The following is a 19,113-nucleotide window of genomic DNA, read 5'->3' as shown; positions in this document are numbered from 1 at the left end:
GGTCTGGACGGTGAGGAAGCGGGGGGTGGGGAGGGCCTGGACGTGGGTGGGCTTGGTGGTCCACTCGCAGCCGCCGGCCTCGTGGCGGAGGTAGACGAGCCCGGCGAGGGTGTCCATGTAGACGGCTTCGAGGGGCTTGCCGGAGGTGTCCAGGTGCGCGAGGTCGCGCACGATCTCCCCGACGGCGGGCTTGTACACGGGAATGAGGGGGTGCGAGGGCATGTTGGCTCCATTGGTTGCGCAGGGTCCCGGATCTCTCACGGGGTGTAGCCATCGTGCCCCCCCTGTGCTTACGATGGCCAGGGTCTGAACGTTGACCAATCGGGCGTGTGAAAGGTGCCGACGTTCATGGATGAGCCTGTAATTGACGAGATGTCATCTCCGGCTGTGCGCTTCGGCCAGGAACTTGCCAGGCTGCGGGAGGCGCGGGGCTGGTCGCAGGTCCGGCTGGGGAAGCGCATGGGGTACTCCAACACCCTGATCTCGTACATCGAACGAGCGAAGCGTCCTCCAACAAAAAACTTCGCTGTTAAAGCCGATGTGGTGTTCGAAACCGGAGGTACGTTCTACGAACTCTGGTGCAGGCACGCGAAAGAGGGCCTGTTGGAGGGCTTTGAGGAGTTCGCCGACGAGGAGGCGAAGTGCCGGCGCTTGCGTGAGTTCGCGCTGACCATCGTCACCGGCCTGTTCCAGACCCAGGAGTACGCCGAGGCGCTGGCATTTGCGGCGGTCGCGCGTGGGGCGATCAGCCAGTCCGAGGCCGAGCAGCGTGTCGAGTTCGTGCTGGCTCGTCAGCGTGTGCTCGATCGGAAGAAGCCGCCGCGGATCCATGTCGTGCTCGATGAGGACTGCCTGGTGCGCACGGTCGGCGGACGGGCCGTGATGCTTGGGCAACTGGACCACATCGTGGAGCTGGCTGCCCGCCCCAGCATCACCATCCAGGTGGCGCCGTTCTCTTTGGGGGAGAACCTGCCGTTCACGATGCCGCTCACCCTGCTGGACCTGCCGGACGGGGCGGTCGTCGGCTATGCCGAATCGCATGCCCGTGGGCACCTTGAACGAAGGCGTGAAATCGTCTCGGTATGGGAGAGGGAGTACGATCAGTTGGTGGTGGAAGCCCTGCCCAAGGCGGCATCCCTGGCACTGGTCCACAAGGCTCGAAGGGAGCTCACTCCATGACCTCGAACACGTCTGGTGCGTCCTGGTTCAAGTCGTCGTACTCCAACAACGGCGGTCAGTGCGTGGAGGTTTCCGCGAGCTTCCCGGGCGCTGTCCCCGTCCGCGACTCCAAGGACCCCGAGGGCCCGGCCCTCGTCTTCCCGGCCGACGCCTGGAGCGCGTTCGTCGCTGGTGTGCAGGCGGGCGAGTTCGGCACCGTCTGACTCGAACTGACCGTGGGCCCCGACCGGATTCCCGGTCGGGGCCCAGGCGTTGAGGCTGCCGCGCTACCGTGGGCGGTATGACCCCTGCGAACTGGCGCAAGAGTTCCTACAGCGACAACGGTGGCCAGTGCGTCGAGGTTGCCCCCGACGTCCCCGGTCTCGTCCCGGTCCGTGATTCCAAGGACCCGTCCGGCCCCGCTCTCCTCTTCGCCTCCGATGCTTGGCGATCCTTCGTCAGCGCCATCCAGGCCGACGAGTTCGGCGCGGTCTGACTTGATGTCGTCGTGGGTCCCCGGCCGGATTTCCGGTTGAGGTCCAGGTGCTGGGAGGCGGCGCTACCGTGGGTGGCATGACCTCTGTGAGCTGGCGCAAGAGTTCCTACAGCGACAACGGCGGCGAATGCGTCGAGGTGGCACCTGACGTCCCCGGTCTCGTTCCTGTCCGCGATTCCAAGGACCCCTCCGGTCCCGTCCTGCCCTTCCCCGCCGACGCCTGGAACGCGTTCGTCGCCGCCGTGCAGGCGGGCGAGTTCGGCACCGTCTGACCCGTCACAGGGCCGACACCGCCCGCCGCTCCCGCCGGTACGCCCCGGGCGGGGCGCCGAAGTGCCGCTTGAACGCCTTCGCGAACGCGAACTCCGAGGTGTAGCCGGCGTTCTCGGCCACATCACTCAACGACGCGCCCGTCTCGCGCAGCATCCGCGCCGCGATCGCCATCCGCCACGTCGTCAAATAGCTCAGCGGCGGCTCGCCGACCACCGCGGTGAACCGGCGGGCGAACGCCGCCCGCGACAGTCCGGCCCGGCCGCCCAACAGCTCGACGGTCCACGGATGTGCCGGGGCGTCGTGGATCGCCTTCAGCGCGGGCGCGATCAACGGATCGTTCAGCGCGGACGCCCAGCCCTGTGTCTGCTCCCTCGGCAACTCGGCGTACCAGGACCGCAGGATGTACAGCAGCAGCAGATCGACGAGCGCCGTGACCACCGAGTCCGAACCCGGTTGCGGCCGGTGGATCTCGGCGCAGAGCTGGTCGACCGCCGAGCGCAGCGCCGGATGGCGGCCAGGACTGGCCGGGAGGTGGATGACCTCCGGGAGGTCGCCGAGCAGCGGATGCGGCCGGTCGATGTCGAGGTGGTAGGCCCCGCACACCAGCACGCTGCGAGCGCCGCCGTCCCCGACGGTGAAGGACCCGATGGGCGAGGAGTTGTCGACGCGGTCGGGTTCGAAGGCCACCAACTCGCTCGCGACCGCGTCACAGATGGCGTGATCGGTGCCGCGCCGCAGGAACACCACATCGCCGGGACCGAGGGCGATCGGATCGCCGCCGACCGGCAGCAGAAAACAGCGTCCTTCGACGACGACATGGAACCCGGCTCCCGCGATGGGCTGGAAGCGCACACCCCACGGCGCCCGCGCCTCGGTGCGGACGACGGACGGACGCCCGGTGCGCAGGGCGGCGAGCGTGTCGCTGAGGATGTCCATGAGCTCATCTTAGTGCGCCATCGCCGAGACGATCGGACAGAGAATCGAGACTTCATGTCATTCACTGTCTCGACCAGCGACCCGTAGCGTCCTCGTCATGAACAACACAGCGGACACCCAGCGTGTCGTCGTCATCGGTGGCACCTCCGGCGTCGGATTCGCCGTCGCGCAAGCCGCAGCGGCCCAGGGCTCGAACGTGGTCGTCGCCTCCAGCAAGCAGGACCGGGTCGACCTGGCGGTGAAGAAGCTCGGCGCGCCGGCCGAGGGCATCCTGTTGGACGTCGCCGACGAGGCCGCGCTCGCCGCCTTCTTCGACCGGGTCGGCGAGTTCGACCACCTCGTCTACACGGCGGGCGAGCCCCTGCTGCTGAAGCCGCTCGCCGACCTCGGCGCCGAGGAGTCGCGGGTGTTCTTCGAACGCCGCTTCTGGGGCGCCCTGCTCGCCGCGAAGTACGCGACGCCGAAGCTCCGTTCCGGCGGCTCGATCACCTTCACCTCCGGGGCCTTCGCCACCCGGCCCGTCCCCGGGGCCCTGCTCGGCGCGAGCATCACCGCAGCCGTCGAGGGCGCGACGCGGGCCCTGGCCCTGGAACTCGCCCCGCTGCGGGTCAACGCCGTCCGCCTCGGCGCGGTCCGCACCGAGCTCTGGGACAGCACCGTGCCGGACCCGGAGGCCTTCCTCCAGGCGCAGGGCAGCGGCCTTCCCGTGCAGCGCGTCGGCACCCCCGAGGAGGCCGCGGTGGCCTACCTCTACCTCCTGAACAACGGCTACGCGACCGGCACCGTGCTCACTCTCGACGGGGGAGCGGCGCTGTCCTGACCTCCGTGGTTGTCGGACCGGCAGGCCCGGTCCGACAACCACGGGCCCGGTGTGCGGCGGACAGCGCGCCACCACCGGGGGTCACGTCACCCGATCGGCCGCTGCGCGTATCCCATGGCCAAGAAGCCGCGTTGGTATGGCACCGAGTGGCAGGGCGGTGCTCAACCGCTCCCGACGGCATCTGATCACGACAGCAGCAAAAGAGGGCAGCATGCTCCAGATCTCAGTCGAGGACTCCGAGATCGGCCCAGGTGAGGCCCACCGGTGGCATCTTGTCCCGCTGACCGGTGCCGAGGGACCCGCCCCGCGCCGGATGACCGGCTACAACCAGGCGAAACATTTCACCGTTGCCCAGTACGCGCAGAGCGTCGACGATCCGATCCGGTCGTACGTGGCAGCGAGCTTCGAACTCACCGGACAGGTGGACCTGGACGCTCTGGCCGCGGCGCTGCTCCACCTGGTGCAGCGGCACGAGGTGCTGCGGGCGATCTACCAGCCGCTGGCGGGGGACCTCGGCTGCGAGGTCCTCACCCCGGACGAGGTGGCTCTCAAGCACGTCTACGGCGGCCCGTTGGAGACACCGGCGCAGGTCACCCGGCACCTCCAGGAGGCGTTCCAGGAGGTGGACACCCTCTCCTGGCCGCTGATCACGATGGGTGCGGTGGTGCGCGCCGAGTCCACCACCGTGTGGTTCTCCTGCGACCACCTGGTGACCGACGGCCTCTCCAGCGCGATCGCCATCAACGACATCAACACGGCGTACCGGAACCTCACGTCTGCGGCCGAGCCCACACCGCCGACCGACCCCGCCGTCCCCGCGGCCACCCCGGGTACGGCCCGGCAGCCGGGGAGCTACCTGGAGTTCAGCCGCACCCAGCGCCGCGCCAACCGGGCGATGCGTGCCGACGACGCCCGGCTGGACCACTGGCGGGCGTTCCGCGACCGAAACGGCGGACTCTTCCCGCCCTTTCCGCTCGACCTCGGGGTCCGGCCCGGGCAGCTGTACGCGCCGGTGGCCAGCACCGAAAGGTTGCTGACCACCCACCAGGTCGAGGAGTTCGGCACCGTCTGCCGGGAGTTGGGCGGGAGGCTGTCCATGGGGCTGCTCGCGGGCCTCGCGCTCGCGCTCCGGCAGCTGGGCGGGCCGGCGGTGTACCGCGGACTGATGCCGTTCAACGAACGCGGCCGGGGCGACTACGCGGAGTCGATGGGGTGGTTCATCAACACCCTGCCGATCGAGTTCCCAGTCGGGTCGGGGGCCGGCCTCGGTGACGTGCTCGCCGACGCCCAGGACGCCTACGCGCAGGTGCAGGCCCATTCCGCGGTGCACTTCGTCAAGGCGTGGAAGCTGCTCGCCCCGGTCGAGTACGCGTCACTGCGCTACTGGCCGTACGCGGTGAACTTCTTCTCCTACATCGACTGCCGCAGGCTGCCCGGCGCGGACCGGCACGTCGCCCAACAGGCCCGGATGCATGTGTGGGTGTCCGGCTGCAACGGGATCCTGCACTGGCTGCACCGCACCGACGAGGGCCTGTTCGTCAACACCATCCATGCCGACACGCCGCAGGCCCAGGCGGTCAACCGGGCTCTGCTGGAAGGTTTCGCCCAGGTGCTCACCGAGCCGCTTGCGATGTGACGCCCCAGGCCGGACGGGCCGGTCCGGAACCCGCACCGGCCCGTTCGGGACCGCACCGGCCCGGCCGGAGCGCCCGCAGTCAGCTGTCGACGCGGACGACGGCCGGGGGCGCGTAGCGGCCGGTGAGGATGTCGGGGGTGGGCAGGTACTGGCGCAGGATGAGGCGGAACAGGACGCCCGCTTCGGTGGTGGGCAGCCAGTTGCTCTCCTTGTCGGGGCCGGGGTTCTCGCGCTGGAGGTAGAGGGTCAGGGAGCCGTCGGGTCCGTGGAAGAGGTCCTTGGTGAGGCTGCCGAGGTGGTAGCGGCCGATCGGGTTCTCGACCAGGAAGCCCTGCGGGTTGAGGTACATGGTGACCGACCAGAAGGCGTCGACGGGCGGGAAGTCGTCGGGGCCGAAACGCAGTTCGTAGCGGTGCTCGCCGGAGAGCGGGTTGCCGTCGCCGTCGAGGACGGCGCCGATGTAGTAGGCCTCCTTCGCGCTGTTGGCGAGCAGGCCGAGCTGGGCGATCTCCAGGCGGGAGAAGTAGTCGGTGCCCCAGTCGCCGATGGTGTCGACGTCGACCATCACCCAGCCGTTGCGGGACGGGCCGGCGAACGGCATGTCCGCGTACAGGTCGTGCAGTCCGTCGGCGACGGCCCGCCGCAGTCCGTCGACGGCCGCGGGGTGCAGGCCGGAGGGGTCGAAGGACCGGTGCGGGGCGATGCCGATGCGGGCGAGCAGGCCGAGGACGCCGGCGTCGGCGGCCGGCGGGGGGCTCGCGCTCAGGCAGTCGGCGAGCATGCGGTAGAAGTCCAGCGGGTCGCCGTCGGCCGATCGCCAGTCGCGGGCCCGGGGGTTGGCCGAGGGGTCGGGCTTGGCGGTGGCCGGGTCGGCGGGGCGCAGGGCGATCCGCTGCTGGAGGGCGACGGCGGCGGGGACGTCGTCGTCGAGGATCGTGACCCGGGCGAGCAGGCAGACGAGGGGTGTGGGGGTGGTGATCACCCGGGTGATGCCGTCGGGGACGGTGCCGCGCCAGCCGGGTCCGGCCAGCAGGTAGTCGCCGCCGGTGGTGTCGCCGGTACGGGTGCCGACGTAGGCGAAGCTGTTGGTGTACATGTCCAGGAGCTGGACGGTGAAGTAGCGGTCGGCGACGGGCGGGACGGTGAGGACGACCGCGTCACCGGACAGGTCCACGAAGGTCCGGGAGTACGGGGCGTCGACGATCGGCGTGACGAAGTAGGTGTCCCTCGGCTCCGCCCGACGCGGTGTGTGGTGGATCTCGTTGATCGCGCCGAGGTGCGTGGGCGCGGAGGTGTCGACGTGCCACTCCCACAGGCTGCGGTGCATCTCCAGGAGCGGGAAGCCGTAGCGGAAGGCCGCCATGCCCAGCCAGTGGCCCTCGTCGGCCCGGGCCTTCTCGTGGGCGGTGGCGATCTGCTGCTTCAACGTCTGCGCGTCCATGCGGACTCCGATCGGGTGCACGGGGACGTGGGTCCTCCCACGGTCATCGCTGCCGGACCGGCCCGCAACCGCGCTCCTCGGGCCCGGACGCCGGCCGCGGTGTGTTCACCCGTTCGGCCGGGCCCTCGTTGCGGTCGCCCGGGCGAGTGGGAAGGCTCGGGGTCACCGCCTGCCCGGCGGGGGTGGACCGGTCCGGTGCCGAGGAGGCAGCGATGGGCGACGCCGTCGGACAGATGCTGGCGTCGGCGGTGGGCATCGCCATCAGCCCGCTGCCGCTGATCGCCGTGGTGCTGATGCTGGCGACCCCGCGCGGCAAGGTCAACGGCACGGCGTTCACGCTGGGCTGGATGGTCACACTCGGGGTGATCACCACCGCGGTCGTCCTGGCCAGCTCGGGTGCCGGCGCGGACGACGCGGGCACGCCCGCCCGCTGGACCTACTGGCTCAAGCTCGCGCTCGGCGTGCTCTTCCTGCTCATGGGCGCCAAGCAGTGGAAGGACCGGCCCTGGGAGGGGCAGGACCACGCGCTGCCCGGCTGGATGCGGGCGATCGACCACTTCACCCCGGTCCGGGCCGCCGGGCTGGCGGCCCTGCTGTCCGGGGCCAACCCGAAGAACCTCGTCCTGGCGATCGGCGGCGCGGCCTCCATCGCGAGCAGCACGGCGAGCGGCGGCGGCAAGGCGGTGGCGGGCGTCCTGTTCGTGGTCGTCGGCTCCGCGTGCGTCCTGCTGCCGCTGCTCGTGTTCGTCTTCGGGGGCAGTCGGTCGGCCGCGGTGCTCGGCGGCTGGAAGACCTGGATGGGCGAGCACAACAGCGCCATCATGACGGTGGTGCTCGCCGTCCTGGGCGCCAAGTACCTGGGGGACGCGATCAGCGGACTCACCTCGTGAGGTCCGGGGCCGCGCGGGCCCGGCCGCGGCTCCGGTTGCGGGCCGGGTTGCGGGCCGGGTCGCGAGCCCGGTTGTGGGCCCGGCTGCGGGCACTCGGCAGGCCGAAGGGCTCGGACGTGTCCGCCGGCCTCGTGACCGGCCTCTTCTCCATCCCGGAGGGCATGGCCTACGCGGCCATCGGCGGCTTCAACCCGGTCGCCGGCATCTACGCCGGCGTCGTCCCCACCCTCCTGGGCTCCCTCTTCGCCCGCACCGTCCTGATGGTCACCACCCTCACCTCGGCCCTCGCCCTGACCTCGCAGAGCGTCGTCAAGGAGGCCGGACTCGACGCCCTGGAGCCGGGCAACGTCGCCACCCTGGCCGTGCTGGCCGGAGCGGTCATGCTGCTCCTCGGCGTGCTGAGGCTCGGGGTGGTCATGTCGTTCGTCTCCAACGCCGTGATGACCGGCTTCTCCACCGGCATCGCCCTGCAGATCATCACCGGCTCCCTCAAGGACGCCACCGGCTACAAGCCGGCCGGCCACAACAAGCTCTTCCAGCTCGGCGACTGGATCGCCCACATCGGCGACTGGAAGCCCGCGGCCGTCCTCACCGCCCTCGCCGCGGTCGCCGTCTGGGCGCTGGTGCGGCTGATCGAGCGGCTGAAGCCGGTCGCCGTCCTGGTCGCCCTGCTCGTGGTCAGCGTGGCCGTCGGCGTTCTCGGCACACACGTGGAACTCGCCGGCGACATCGCCCCGATCCCCGGCGCCCTGCCCGCCTTCACCGCCCCCGACCTGTCGGCCGTCGGCGCGCTGCTGCCCGGTGCCTTCGCCGTCGCCCTCGTCGGACTCGCCCAGGCCGCCTCCATCGGGCCCAGCGTGCCCAACCCCGACGGCACCAGGTCCTCCGTCAACGGCGACTTCGTCGCCCAGGGCCTCGGCAACATCGGCGGCGGCCTGTTCGGGGCACTGCCCACCGGCGGCTCGATGTCCCGCACGGGCGTCGCCGTCAGTGCGGGCGCCCGCACCCGATGGACCGGCGTCTTCGCCGCACTGTGGCTCGCGCTGCTCGTCCTCACCCTCGGTTCGCTCGCCGAACGCATCCCGATGCCCGTGATCGGCGGCCTGATCATCGTGATCGGCTGCGAACTGATCGTGGGCCGCCTTCCGGACATCGCCCTCGTCCTGCGCACCTCCCCGCTGTCGGCCACCGCGATGATCGCCACCTTCCTGGCCACCACCCAGCTCCCGCTGCAGCAGGCCATCGTCATCGGGGCGGTCCTCTCGCTCCTCCTGTACTGCGTCCAGGCGGCCCGGCAGAGCCGGCTCCACCAGCTGGAGGAGGACGGCGACGGCCGGTGGCGGATCTCCGACGTCCCGGACCGGATCGAACCCGGCACCCTCACCGTCCTCCACTACGACGGCGTCTCGCTGTTCGCCGAGACGCCCCGGATCGACGAACAGTGGCCCGACACCACCGACGCGCGCGGCGCGGCCGTGGTCCTGGGCCTGCGCGGAGTGCCCGACGTGCCCTCCTCCGCCGTACTGAAACTGCTGCGACGCTACGCGCGCGACCTGCGGGCCCGGGGCGGCCGGCTCTACCTCGCAGGCGTCGAACCCCGGCTCCGGACCGTCCTCCGGCGGACCGGCCTCACCGCGGAACTGGGCGAGGACGCCGTCCTGCCCCCCACCAGCGAGATCTTCGGCGCTCAGCGGGAAGCCGCTGCCCGGGCCAGGCAGTGGATCGAGGAAGCCGCACGCAGGACACCGGAGGCGTGATCGGCGAGTCGACGGTGACGATCCGGCCGACGCCGCCGTCGGTGCCCGCCGTCGGGGTACCCGAGTCCGTCCGGTGATCGGGAGCCTCCCCGTCTCGCCGTCCCCCCGCCTCGCTAGGCTCCGCATCTCCGACACCCCACCAGGGGCAAGGTCGGACGGGCGGACGACGAGAGGGTCATGGACGTGACGATCACCGCGGGGCAGCTCAACCGGGCCACCCTCGAACGGCAGTTGCTGGTGCGGCGGGAGGAGATCGGCGTCGCCGAGGCGGTGCGGCGGGTGGTCGCGCTCCAGGCGCAGCAGACGGCCTCGCCCTACCTCGCGCTGTGGAACCGGGTGGCCGGCTTCGACCCCGCCGAGCTCGACCGGGCCTTCGCGGAGCTGGGGATCGTGCGGTCCACGCTGATGCGGATCACCCTGCACGCCGTGCACGTCGACGACTTCGCGACGTTCCGGGAGGCCGTCCATCCAACGGTGCGGGGCGCCCGGCTGGGCGACGACCGGTTCACGGCCTCCGGCCTGACCGCCGCGGACGGGGACGCGCTGGTCGCGGACGTGCTGGACTTCGGCGACCGGCCGCGCGCCGCACCGGAGTTCGAGCGCCGGCTCGCCGAGCGGCTCGGCGCCGAGGCGGCGGCGCCGGCCTGGTGGGGCCTGCGGCAGGTGGCGCCGCTGCTGCGCGCGCCGGGGGAGGGGCACTGGTCGTTCGGCCACCGGCTCTCCTACGTCGCGCCGCCGGTCCGCCCGGTGCTCGGCGATCCGGAGGTGTACGCGGCCTCGCTGCGCACGCTCGTGCGGCGCTACCTCGCCGGCTTCGGACCGGCCTCGGTGGCGGACGTGGCGCAGTTCGCACTGGTGCAGCGGGGCCGGGCCAAGGAGGCCCTGCGGGGGTTGGCGGCCGGGGGCGAGGTCGAGCGCCTGGAGGGGCCGGGCGGCGTGGAGCTGTTCGACCTCGCGGGGGCGCCGCTGCCGGACGAGGACCTGCCGGTGCCGGCCCGGCTGATGGCGATGTGGGACAGCGTCCTGCTGGCCTACGCCGACCGGAGCCGGATCATCCCGCCCGAGTACCGCGCCCTGGTGATCAAGCGCAACGGCGATGTGCTGCCGACCCTGCTCGTGGACGGCCGGGTGGCCGGGGTGTGGCGCACGGTCGAGGGCGGCGTCGAGGCGACGGCGTTCCACCCGCTGCCGGACGCGGCATGGGAGCAGCTCGCCGCCGAGGCCCGTTCGCTGACGGCGCTGCTCGCCGACCGCGAACCGCACGTCTACCGCCGCTACGACCACTGGTGGAGCAAGCCGGGCGCGCGGTCGGACGGCGCCGAGGTCCGGCTGCTCGCCGGGGCCTGAAAAGGGTCGCGAAGACGGCCGCGCGACGGAACGATCAAGGAATGCGAAGCCCGACGACGATGGATTCCGGCTCAGGCGAACGCCGCGACGGCGGCGATCAGTGCGATCCAGGCGACGAGGGGGACGCCCAGGGTGACGGCGAGCGGAAGCGGCAGCTGCAGCAGCATGGAGCCGCCGACGAAGGCGAGCAAGCCGATCCCGGGGCCGGAGAGCAGGCCGGCGTCACTGTGGCGCGACCGGACCAGGCCGTGCACCATCAGGGCCGACCCCACGGCGACCAGGGCCGCCACCTCCAGGGCGGGCAGGTGGGGGTCCTGGAGGCTGTCGGCGTGGTGCCCGCGCTCGGAGATCTCGACCGCTCGCGCGTGGAAGAGCGTCACCCGCACGTTCGTACCGATCTGCACGTCGTCGTAGAAGTCCTGGTCGACGTTGTAGGTCTCCGTGGGTGCCGTTTCGCGCGCCACGGTCAGCCGGTACTCGCCGTCGTTCTTCCGCGCCGTCACCCTGCCGGTCTCGTAACGGTTGCAGTCCGCTCCCGGTCCGGCGGCCGTGTCGCAGGCCGGTGCGGTTCGGCAGCCGTGCATCTCGTCGTGGGCGTCGAGGAACAGCCCGAAGCCGAGCGCGGTGACGGCCAGTCCCGCCAGGACGAGCACCCACTGGATCAGGGGAGCACCCGTCAACAGGGAGGCCCGCCGGCTGCAGCCGGATGCCCCCGGGTCCCTCGTCCACGTCCGTCACTCCACGAAGCCGCTCAATTGCCCAACACTTTCCGAGCCGCCCCGCCCGCCCGCCGCTCGGAGTGGAATGTCGACGGCGCCGACTTTCCACTCCGCGGGGCCGGCGCGGCGAGGTGCCGCCCAAATGACGCCCAGTCACCGAAGGATCACGTTATTCGGTAATTGAGGTGTACCTGCGGCTGTTCGCGGACCAATTCCTACGGGCGCAGTGCCGTGGCCGGTTCATCACGCTTCGCGTTCGTCCGGTCCGGATTTCCGGAACGAGAACGGATCAGAAGGCGAACCGGACGACGGATCGGACGGCGGCTCAGACGTCGAGCGAGGTCTCGATGCGCTTGAGGCCGTGCCGGGCGAGCGCCAGGTTCGCGCGCGAGCGGTCAAGCGCCAGGTAGAGGAAGAGCGAGCCGTGGCTGCGCGCGAGCGGGCGGATCAGGTGGTACTGGGTGCCCAGGGTGATCAGGATGTCCTCGATGACGTCATCGATCGACAGCGCGGCCAGCGCCCGCACCTTGGCCCGCACGACCTCGGTGTTGGCGGCCGCCGCGACCTCCAGGTCCAGCTGCTGCCCCCCACCGAGGAATCCGAGTGACATACCGCTCTCGTAGTCGGCCACGGCGACGCCGATCGCGCCCTCGATGGCCATCGCGTCCTTGAGTGCGTCGTCAATGTTCATGCGCTGTTCGTCCTTTGCGTAACTGCGGGGCAGAACTCCCGTGTGCGGGAACAAAGTAGCAAGAAGTCCCCCTCGTCGGCCCCGACGCGGAAATGATGGAATAAAGTACGCTGCCAACAGTTCAGAACACGAAGGGGTACCGGTGCGCGCACTCGAAGCCTCCCTCTCCGATGTGCTCGGCTCTCCCGGCGTGGTCGGCGCCGCGCTCGTCGACGCCGCCACCGGCCTCACCTACGCTGCCGGCGGGGACCAGCGGCTGCTCGGCCCCGGGGCCGAACTCGCGGACCTGGCCGCCCTGATCGGCGACCGACTGTGCGAGGCCGGGGCGGATGGGGAGCTGGAGAGCGTCGTCGTCACCAGCACCCGGCACCACGAGGTGGTCCAGGTGCTGCCCCGTCAGGGCGATCCGCTGCTGCTCGCCACCGTGCTGGACCGGACGCGGGTCAATCTGGCACTGGCGCTGCGCCAGACCGCCGACAGTGCCCGGGGCTTCGTGGCATGAGCCCCGACACCCGCGGCCCCGCCCACGACCTCGCTCAGAACGGTGGGCGTCCGGCCCGCAATGTGCCCGCGCTGCTACTGGCACTGCGGGAGGAGGACTTCACCGGCTCGGTCGTCGTCTCCAGCGCACCGGGCGGCACGATCCACCTGGAACGCGGCCTGATCACGGCGATCGAGACCCCCGGCGCCCCGACCGCCGAGACCCTGCTGCTCAAGTCGGGGCGGATCGGCCAGCCGGACTGGGCGGCGGCGGAGACGGCCGCCTCCTCCGCCGGAGCAGCCGCGTCCACCGCCGGCGACCTCGGCGCGGCCCTGGTCGCCCGGGGCTCGATCGGCGCGGCCGAACTCGAAGCGGTCTGCGCCTCCGCCGTCTTCGACGGTGCCTTCGCCCTGGTGCTGAGCCCGCCCGGGGACTGGGAGGCCGTCGAAGCGGCCCCGCCCGCGGGGCTCGCGGTGCGGCCCGGGATCGAGCCGAAGCGGCTGTTCGAGGAGACCGCCCGCCGGACGGCCCTGCTGACCCGCCGCTGGGGCCCGCCCGGCGAACTGGCGCGCACCCGGATCCGGCCCGCCGCCGCGCCGGCCGGGGGCGCTGGGCCCGCCGCCGCCGGGATCCCGGCCCGCCACCGGGAGATCCTGGCCGCCGCGACCGGCCGCCGCACCGCGCGCGACATCGGCTTCGCGCTGGGGCGGGGCGTGTTCGCGGTGCTGCTCGACCTCGTCCGGATGGACGCCCGGCAGCTGCTCCACCGGGAACGGGCCGACACCGTCCCGATGGCGCCGAGCGTCGCGCCCCGGACGGCGCCGGGCGAACCGCTTCCGGCCGACACCGGGCAGCCCCTGCCGCGCCGCGTCCCCGGCGCACGGACCCCGGGCGGAGCGGTGACCGGGGGAGCGGTGACCGGGGGAGCCGCGACCGCTCCCAGTGGTCCACCGCGCGCCGAACATGCCGACCGCACCGAGCGCGCCGCAACGACAGAGCCGACCGACACGACCGTGACGACCGAGAAGAGCACACCATGAGCAGCCAGACGCCGACCGCCGTGCTGGTCGACGAGTTGAAGTCCCTCCGCGAACGCGTCATGGGCATCTCGGAGAGCGTCGTCTCCACCGCCGACGGCCTGCTCGTGGCCGCCGACACGGCCGCCGTCCACCCCGAGTCGGCCGCCGCCCTGTCGGCCGCCATGCTCGGCCTCGGCCGCCGCACCGCCGCCGAGGTCGGCGTGGGCGGACTGCGGGACGTGGTCACCCGCTGCGACGGCGGCTACGTCGTGGTGCTGGCGATCGGGGACCGGGCGCTGCTGATGGTCCTCGGCGACGAGGGCCTCGACCTCGCCGGACTGCACCGCGAGTCGCCCGCCACGGTGCGTCGGCTGGGCGAGCTGCTCGGGATGGTCCCGGTGGCCTGAGTCGCCGACCCTCCTCCTCCGCACCCCGGCCGGAAGCACCCGGCCGGGCGTGCGCGGGCCTGCCTCGGTGCTGGTGGGCTCCCGTACTCAAGTGCCGCGGGTTCGGGACGAGTGCAAGGAGTGCTGGTCGCTGTCCGTTCCGGCCGGCCGTCGGCGGCGGATCAGTGGCCACGACTCGGGGACGACGACTCGGCGATGACGATGTAGAACGTCACCGCCGCGAGGAAGGGTCCGGTGGAGAGGTGCTCCAGCCAGCGTCGTGCCGCTTCCTCGGTGAGGTGTCCGGCGGCGACGGCGCGCCGGGTGGTGCGTTCCAGGCCAAGGATCTTGTCGGCTTCCTGGGCATCCCGGAAGACGGGGGTGATCGGGACGATCGAGGGCACCGTGTATCCGGCCGCTGCCGCCAGTCGGGGAAGTTCCCTGCCGATGCGGGCGTTGCGGACGACCTTGTCCGTGACGTACCGGGTGTAGGCGCGCGAAAGCTCGCTGTCCGGATGGTCGACGGCCAGGGTGTCCCAGTCCGGCTCGCCCATGACGAGTCGCCCGCCGGGCCGTAGCACGCGGTGGAACTCCCGGAGCGCCCGGGCGGGATCGGCGACGTGCTGCAGTACCCGGTCGGTACGGGCACGGTCGGCGGCGTGGTCCGGCAGCGGCAGGTCGTGGATGTCGCCGAGCCGCACGGTGACGGTGTGCCGGTCGGCCGTGCGCGCCCTGGCGGTCTCGACCGCGGCCGGGTCGTGGTCGACTCCGATCACCGTGCCCGTCCCGGTGACAGCTCGGGCGAGCGAGGTGAGATCGGTGCCGGGGCCACAGCCCAGATCGAGCACCGTCTGGCCCGGGCGGATGTCGAGCTCGTCGAGCATGCGCGCTTTGTAGGACCGGCCGAGGTCGGTCGCGGCCACCCGGTCGAGGTAGACGATCGGGTCGGGGGCGGCGGTCTCGAATTCCGTTGACGTCATGGAAGCAGTCAATCAACTCCCGCAAGCCCGGCGGTTCTTCGGAGGCCCCGCCCGGTGCACCCGCCTGGGCTTCCGCGAACCTTTCCACCGGAATCGCCGACTGTCCCGGTGAGACGACGGGAAGACGGAGAGCGGAGGCGCGATGGGCGGCGGAGGTGCTGGCGGACGTGCCGGTGGAGGTGCCGGCGGACGTGCCGGTGGTGACCGGCGGCGCGATGCGCTGTTGGTGGTGCGCTGCCAGCTCGGCGAGCGGGAGGCGTTCGGCGAGCTGGTGGACGTCTGGCACGCGCCGCTGCGACGCTACCTGCGGGGTGTGGCCGGGGGATCCCCGGACCTGGCCGACGACCTCGCCCAGGAGACGTGGGTCGCCGTGGTGCGCGGGCTGCCCGGGCTCCGGCATCCGGAGCGGTTCGCGCCGTGGCTGTTCACCATCGCCCGGCGCGCGCTCACCAATCACCTCCGGCAGGCGTACCAGGCGCCGGAGACCTCGCCGCGAGCCGCCAGGACCAGGACCGGGACCGGGATCGGTGCCGGTGCCGCAGCGGACGTCGAGGCCGAGGCCGGGGCCGGTCCTGAGGCCGATCACGCGCTCGACGACGTCCTCACCACGATGCAGGTGGAGGCAGGACTCAACGACCTCCCGCCGCAGGAGCGCGAGGTGCTGATCCTCTTCCACCTGGAGGACCTGCCCCTGGCCGTGTGCGCCCAAGTCCTCGGCGTTCCGACCGGCACCGTCAAGAGCAGGCTGCACCGGGCCCGCCGCATGCTGCGGAGCGCCCTCGTCGAGAAGGGGTACGGAGCATGAGCGAGCGGAACGCCGCCGACCGACGGGCCGGTGTGCCGGAGGGGCTGGAACGCGCGCTCGCGGCGGAGGTCTCGCTGGCCGCCCGGGTGCGGAACCTGGCCGTGGGCCTGGCGGGCGGTGGCGCGGCGGCCCTGGTCGCGGTGCTGTGGGCCACCGAGCCGCAGCCGTTGCCGGTCCGCACCCGGATCGCGTTCGCCGGACTGATCGCCGTCGGCCTGGCCTGGGCGGCCTTCGCGGCCTGGACGCTGACCAGGAGGCGGCCGCTGTACGCCCGGGACCGGGTGCTGGCCGGCCGGCTCGCGCTGGCGGCGGCCACGGCGACCGCCGGGGCGGGGACGGTACTGGCCGTGATCCGCGGCACCCCGGTGGAGGTGCTGGCCACGGCCGTGACCGGCCTCGCCCTCGTCGCCGCAGCCGGGATCGCGCTGGGGCGCGCGCGAGCCCGCCACCGCGAACTGCTGCGCCTGCGCGATGCCCTGCGGCAGGAGATCCTGTGATCCGGAGTCAGCCCCCGTGGACCACCTCCTGCTCCCAGTCCGCGCGCGGCTGGGTGTGCAGCCGCCAGTAGTGCTCCGCGATGTCGTCCGGGTCGAAGGCGGTGCCGGGGGCGACCGCACCGGCCACCGTCACGCTGGCCGCGTGCACGCCCGCGGCGCCGTAGGTCTGGTCCAGCAGTGTGACGAGTGCGCGCACGCCCGCCTTGCCGAGGGACAGGCTGACGTACTCCGGCTTCGGCTCGGGCATGCCGCCGGTCACCAGGACGGTGCCCTGCCCGCGCTCCGCCATCCCCGGTGCGATGTGCGCGGCGGCGGTCAGCGCGCCCACCACATTGACCGCCCAGGCGTCCAGCTGATCACGGGCGGACGTCTCCCCGACGGCGTCCGGCCGGATCAGGGCCGCGTTGTAGACCAGGACGTCCGGCTGCCCCAGCTCCTCCGCCAGCCCGTCGAGCGCGGCCCGCAGCGCCTGCTCGTCCGTGCTGTCGGCGGTGCGCACCGCGACCTTGCCGCCGATCCGCCGGACGGCCCCGGCCACCGCCTCGGCCGTCGCCCCGCTCCGCGCGACCAGGCCGACCGGCAGGCCCTCCCGCGCGAACCGCAGCGCCACCGCCTGTCCGATGCCCGGCCCCGCTCCGACGATCACTGCTCCGGCCATGCCGTCCTCCCCGTTCGTACGATCCTTGACACCGCCAACACCCCGGAGTCCCAGGCGCATTCCCCCGCCCCGGGAGTTCACTCGTGCGAGTGGCCCGAGCCGGACCGGGAACCATTCGGACGGCCGACGGCGCAGGTGGGAGCGGTGCCGGGCCCGGGCGTCCGCCGCTGTCCACGGCTGTCCATCGCTGTCCGCAGTTGTCCGGACCTGTCCGTCCCGGGGGTCGTCGAACGGTTCGTCCGCACCCCCGGAACAGGCAAGGTACGAACCATCCTTGGCACCTGAACTCGCAGGTCGTGCCGCTCGGGCTTCGGGTTATAGTGCCCACGTCAAACGCCCGGGGGAGGGCCGGCCGAGGGCTGCCGTCCCCACGGCGGACCCGACCGGACCCGACCGGTTCCGCCCGGGTTCCGCCCCGGGACCGCCCCGGCACCGCCCCGAGACAGGAACCGACGACGTTGCCCCGAGAGCGAGTTGCCGGCACGGCCGCGACCCGGAGCCCAGCGCTCCGAGGCCGGGTCGCGCCGTGCGGAGCCCCGGGCCGTCGTCGTCCACGTCCGCCCGCGGCCTCCGGCCGGCCCGGCCGCCGGAGATCCTCGTTCCCCCTGACGCCGGCCTGAGTGCCCCGCCGGCGGATCCCGCCGCCGGCCCCACGCCCGCCGCTTCCCTGAGCGTCGCCCACCAGCACCCGAGCACACGTCACCCGCACCCGAGCTCACGTCACCCGAGCTCACGTCACCGACGCTCGGCGCAGCCAGAGTTCGCCGCCCCCCGATCTCACGTCACCGACGACGCCGGTCGTCCCCCAAGCACCTCGTCGTCCCCACACTCCCCGGCCGCCCGTTCCCCCGAGAGGTCCGCCCCGCCCATGGCCGAGTCCCGCTTCAGCATCCTGTCCGAGGAGTTCGCCGCCGCCCCCGAGCGGTACTTCGGCCGGCTGCGCGAGCACGCACCGGTGCACCACGAGCCCGCCGCCGACGCCTGGTTCCTCTCCCGCCACCGCGACGTCCGCCGCGTGCTGACGGACCATGAGGCATTCAGCACCGAGACGCTCCAGGTCCGTGCCGAGCCGGTGATGCGCGGCCCGGTGCTGGCGCAGATGACGGGGGCCGAGCACACCGCGAAGCGGAGGATCGTCGTGCGGGCGTTCACCGGCCCGGCGCTCCAGGAGCAGGTCCGCACCCTCCGCGCCAACGCCGTCGAACTCCTCGCGCCCCTGCTCGCCCGGGGCCGGATGGACCTCGTCAACGAGTTCGGCAAGCCCTTCGCCGTCCGCGCCGCGCTGGACGTGCTCGGCCTGGACCGCGAGGACTGGCGGCGGGTCGCCGGATGGCTCGCCGGGGTCGGCGAGTTCGTCACCACCGTCACCCTCACCGAGGAACGCCGCCGGGTCTGCCTGGAGCTCGCCGGGGAGCTGGAGGCCCACCTCGCCCCGATCGTCGAACAGCGCCGCCGCCACCCCGGCGCCGACCTGATATCCGCGCTCTGCACGGCCGAGTTCGACGGCGTGGCGATGAGCACCCGCGAGGTGGTCGCCCTGATCGTCAACGTCCTGGTGGCCGCCGTCGAGCCCGCCGACAAGACCCTCGGCCTCCTCCTCAAGCACCTGATCGACCACCCGGAGCAGCTCGCGGACGTCCGCCGGGACCCGTCGCTGCTGCCCGCCGCCATCGCCGAGACCCTGCGGTTCACCCCGCCCGTCCAGCTGGTGCCCCGGCAGGCGGAGCGCGACGCCGAGTTCGCCGGCACCGTCGTCCCGGCCGGCGCCACCGTCTTCTGCCTGATCGGCGCGGCCAACCGCGACCCCGAGGTCTTCACCGACCCGGACCGCTTCGACCTCCACCGCCCCGACCTCGGCGCCGCCCGCTCGTTCACCGCCGCCGCCCAGCACCTCGCCTTCGGCACCGGCCTGCACCAGTGCGTCGGCGCGGCCTTCGCCCGCGCGGAGATCGAGACGGTGGCCGCGCTGCTGCTGCCGCTGCTGGACGAGGTCCGCCCCACCCCCGGCTCCACCTACCGGGAGACCGGCCTCTACACCCGGGGCCCCGCCGCGCTGTCCCTGGACTTCACCCCCGTCCGCACCCCGGCAGCCCTCGTGCACCACCACTGATCCCCCGCCCCCG

Annotated in this window: 22 protein-coding genes; 15 read left to right on the top strand and 7 right to left on the bottom strand. The window is 72.5% G+C overall.

The window, feature by feature from the left end; genetic code table 11:
• A partial coding sequence (locus tag ADK60_RS35305; RefSeq protein WP_159400707.1) for a hypothetical protein occupies window positions 1-222 on the bottom strand: 222 nt, incomplete at its 3' end.
• A 126-nt stretch (window positions 223-348) separates the two neighbouring features.
• Here ADK60_RS35305 and ADK60_RS35300 point away from each other — a divergent pair.
• The 4 genes from ADK60_RS35300 to ADK60_RS35285 all read left to right on the top strand — a co-directional run bounded on the left by ADK60_RS35300 (window position 349) and on the right by ADK60_RS35285 (window position 1,926).
• On the top strand, window positions 349-1,179 hold the full coding sequence (locus ADK60_RS35300) for a helix-turn-helix domain-containing protein (protein WP_053650937.1): 831 nt from the start codon (window positions 349-351) through the stop codon (window positions 1,177-1,179).
• Window positions 1,176-1,382 carry a DUF397 domain-containing protein gene (locus tag ADK60_RS35295; protein ID WP_053650936.1) on the top strand — a complete coding sequence of 69 codons (207 nt, stop codon included), beginning with the start codon at window positions 1,176-1,178 and terminating at the stop codon, window positions 1,380-1,382. Before ADK60_RS35300 ends, ADK60_RS35295 begins: the two co-directional genes overlap by 4 nt.
• Window positions 1,383-1,459: 77 nt before the next feature.
• On the top strand, window positions 1,460-1,654 hold the full coding sequence (locus tag ADK60_RS35290) for a DUF397 domain-containing protein (protein ID WP_053650935.1): 195 nt from the start codon (window positions 1,460-1,462) through the stop codon (window positions 1,652-1,654).
• A gap of 77 nt (window positions 1,655-1,731) precedes the next feature.
• Window positions 1,732-1,926 carry a DUF397 domain-containing protein gene (locus ADK60_RS35285; RefSeq protein WP_053650934.1) on the top strand — a complete coding sequence of 65 codons (195 nt, stop codon included), beginning with the start codon at window positions 1,732-1,734 and terminating at the stop codon, window positions 1,924-1,926.
• 4 nt (window positions 1,927-1,930) lie between these two features.
• Here ADK60_RS35285 and ADK60_RS35280 read toward each other — a convergent pair whose 3' ends face one another.
• Window positions 1,931-2,863, bottom strand: a complete 933-nt coding sequence (locus ADK60_RS35280) for an AraC family transcriptional regulator (RefSeq protein ID WP_053650933.1) — start codon at window positions 2,861-2,863, stop codon at window positions 1,931-1,933.
• A 97-nt stretch (window positions 2,864-2,960) separates the two neighbouring features.
• Between ADK60_RS35280 and ADK60_RS35275 the strand changes: the two genes are divergently transcribed.
• Together ADK60_RS35275 and ADK60_RS35270 are read left to right on the top strand one after the other, a co-directional pair.
• The gene (locus ADK60_RS35275) at window positions 2,961-3,683 is read left to right on the top strand and encodes an SDR family oxidoreductase (protein ID WP_053650932.1); all 723 of its coding nucleotides are present in this window, start codon (window positions 2,961-2,963) and stop codon (window positions 3,681-3,683) included.
• Between the two features lie 211 nt (window positions 3,684-3,894).
• Window positions 3,895-5,319 carry a condensation domain-containing protein gene (locus tag ADK60_RS35270; protein WP_063783362.1) on the top strand — a complete coding sequence of 475 codons (1,425 nt, stop codon included), beginning with the start codon at window positions 3,895-3,897 and terminating at the stop codon, window positions 5,317-5,319.
• Window positions 5,320-5,398: 79 nt separating this feature from the next.
• Here the strand turns inward: ADK60_RS35270 and ADK60_RS35265 are convergent, their stop codons facing one another.
• Complete coding sequence (locus ADK60_RS35265; RefSeq protein ID WP_053650931.1) at window positions 5,399-6,760, bottom strand: DUF1254 domain-containing protein; 1,362 nt, start codon at window positions 6,758-6,760, stop codon at window positions 5,399-5,401.
• A gap of 212 nt (window positions 6,761-6,972) precedes the next feature.
• Here ADK60_RS35265 and ADK60_RS35260 point away from each other — a divergent pair, with 212 nt between their 5' ends.
• The 3 genes from ADK60_RS35260 to ADK60_RS35250 all read left to right on the top strand — a co-directional run bounded on the left by ADK60_RS35260 (window position 6,973) and on the right by ADK60_RS35250 (window position 10,754).
• Window positions 6,973-7,650 (top strand): GAP family protein, encoded by a 678-nt coding sequence (locus tag ADK60_RS35260; RefSeq protein WP_053650930.1) that lies wholly within the window; start codon window positions 6,973-6,975, stop codon window positions 7,648-7,650.
• A 116-nt stretch (window positions 7,651-7,766) separates the two neighbouring features.
• Window positions 7,767-9,407 carry a SulP family inorganic anion transporter gene (locus ADK60_RS35255; protein ID WP_079008953.1) on the top strand — a complete coding sequence of 547 codons (1,641 nt, stop codon included), beginning with the start codon at window positions 7,767-7,769 and terminating at the stop codon, window positions 9,405-9,407.
• Between the two features lie 183 nt (window positions 9,408-9,590).
• Entirely contained in the window at window positions 9,591-10,754 is a 1,164-nt protein-coding gene (locus tag ADK60_RS35250) for a winged helix DNA-binding domain-containing protein (RefSeq protein ID WP_053650945.1), read from the top strand.
• Between the two features lie 71 nt (window positions 10,755-10,825).
• Here the strand turns inward: ADK60_RS35250 and ADK60_RS35245 are convergent, their stop codons facing one another.
• Both ADK60_RS35245 and ADK60_RS35240 read right to left on the bottom strand, forming a co-directional pair.
• Window positions 10,826-11,434: a hypothetical protein gene (locus ADK60_RS35245; protein WP_159400706.1), complete on the bottom strand. Its 609-nt coding sequence runs from the start codon at window positions 11,432-11,434 to the stop codon at window positions 10,826-10,828.
• A gap of 364 nt (window positions 11,435-11,798) precedes the next feature.
• Window positions 11,799-12,164: a hypothetical protein gene (locus ADK60_RS35240; protein ID WP_045940181.1), complete on the bottom strand. Its 366-nt coding sequence runs from the start codon at window positions 12,162-12,164 to the stop codon at window positions 11,799-11,801.
• 142 nt (window positions 12,165-12,306) lie between these two features.
• Between ADK60_RS35240 and ADK60_RS35235 the strand changes: the two genes are divergently transcribed.
• From ADK60_RS35235 to ADK60_RS35225, 3 genes are read left to right on the top strand one after another with little or no spacing between them, the layout of a single operon-like run.
• A complete protein-coding gene (locus tag ADK60_RS35235) occupies window positions 12,307-12,666 on the top strand; it encodes a hypothetical protein (RefSeq protein WP_053650928.1) in 360 nt (119 codons plus the stop codon).
• Window positions 12,663-13,685: a hypothetical protein gene (locus ADK60_RS35230; RefSeq protein WP_234371438.1), complete on the top strand. Its 1,023-nt coding sequence runs from the start codon at window positions 12,663-12,665 to the stop codon at window positions 13,683-13,685. The genes ADK60_RS35235 and ADK60_RS35230 overlap by 4 nt, the downstream gene beginning before the upstream one ends.
• On the top strand, window positions 13,682-14,071 hold the full coding sequence (locus tag ADK60_RS35225) for a roadblock/LC7 domain-containing protein (protein WP_053650927.1): 390 nt from the start codon (window positions 13,682-13,684) through the stop codon (window positions 14,069-14,071). The genes ADK60_RS35230 and ADK60_RS35225 overlap by 4 nt, the downstream gene beginning before the upstream one ends.
• Window positions 14,072-14,232: 161 nt before the next feature.
• Here ADK60_RS35225 and ADK60_RS35220 read toward each other — a convergent pair whose 3' ends face one another.
• Window positions 14,233-15,030 (bottom strand): methyltransferase domain-containing protein, encoded by a 798-nt coding sequence (locus ADK60_RS35220; protein WP_053650926.1) that lies wholly within the window; start codon window positions 15,028-15,030, stop codon window positions 14,233-14,235.
• A 229-nt stretch (window positions 15,031-15,259) separates the two neighbouring features.
• On the opposite strand from ADK60_RS35220, the gene ADK60_RS35215 reads away from it, so the two are divergent.
• Both ADK60_RS35215 and ADK60_RS35210 read left to right on the top strand, forming a co-directional pair.
• The gene (locus tag ADK60_RS35215; RefSeq protein ID WP_234371437.1) at window positions 15,260-15,835 is read left to right on the top strand and encodes an RNA polymerase sigma factor; all 576 of its coding nucleotides are present in this window, start codon (window positions 15,260-15,262) and stop codon (window positions 15,833-15,835) included.
• Window positions 15,832-16,332 carry a hypothetical protein gene (locus ADK60_RS35210; RefSeq protein WP_053650925.1) on the top strand — a complete coding sequence of 167 codons (501 nt, stop codon included), beginning with the start codon at window positions 15,832-15,834 and terminating at the stop codon, window positions 16,330-16,332. Before ADK60_RS35215 ends, ADK60_RS35210 begins: the two co-directional genes overlap by 4 nt.
• A gap of 7 nt (window positions 16,333-16,339) precedes the next feature.
• On the opposite strand, the gene ADK60_RS35205 is transcribed toward ADK60_RS35210, so the two are convergent.
• Window positions 16,340-16,990 carry an SDR family NAD(P)-dependent oxidoreductase gene (locus ADK60_RS35205; protein WP_053650924.1) on the bottom strand — a complete coding sequence of 217 codons (651 nt, stop codon included), beginning with the start codon at window positions 16,988-16,990 and terminating at the stop codon, window positions 16,340-16,342.
• Between the two features lie 868 nt (window positions 16,991-17,858).
• Between ADK60_RS35205 and ADK60_RS35200 the strand changes: the two genes are divergently transcribed.
• The gene (locus ADK60_RS35200) at window positions 17,859-19,100 is read left to right on the top strand and encodes a cytochrome P450 (RefSeq protein WP_053650923.1); all 1,242 of its coding nucleotides are present in this window, start codon (window positions 17,859-17,861) and stop codon (window positions 19,098-19,100) included.
• The last annotated feature ends 13 nt before the right edge of the window (window positions 19,101-19,113 follow it).

The sequence above is a fragment of the Streptomyces sp. XY431 genome (genome assembly GCF_001279805.1).
GTDB classification, from domain to species: Bacteria; Actinomycetota; Actinomycetes; order Streptomycetales; family Streptomycetaceae; genus Kitasatospora; species Kitasatospora purpeofusca.
The sequence above is the reverse complement of the archived record's forward strand: the minus strand, read 5'-3'. Positions and strand labels throughout refer to the sequence as shown.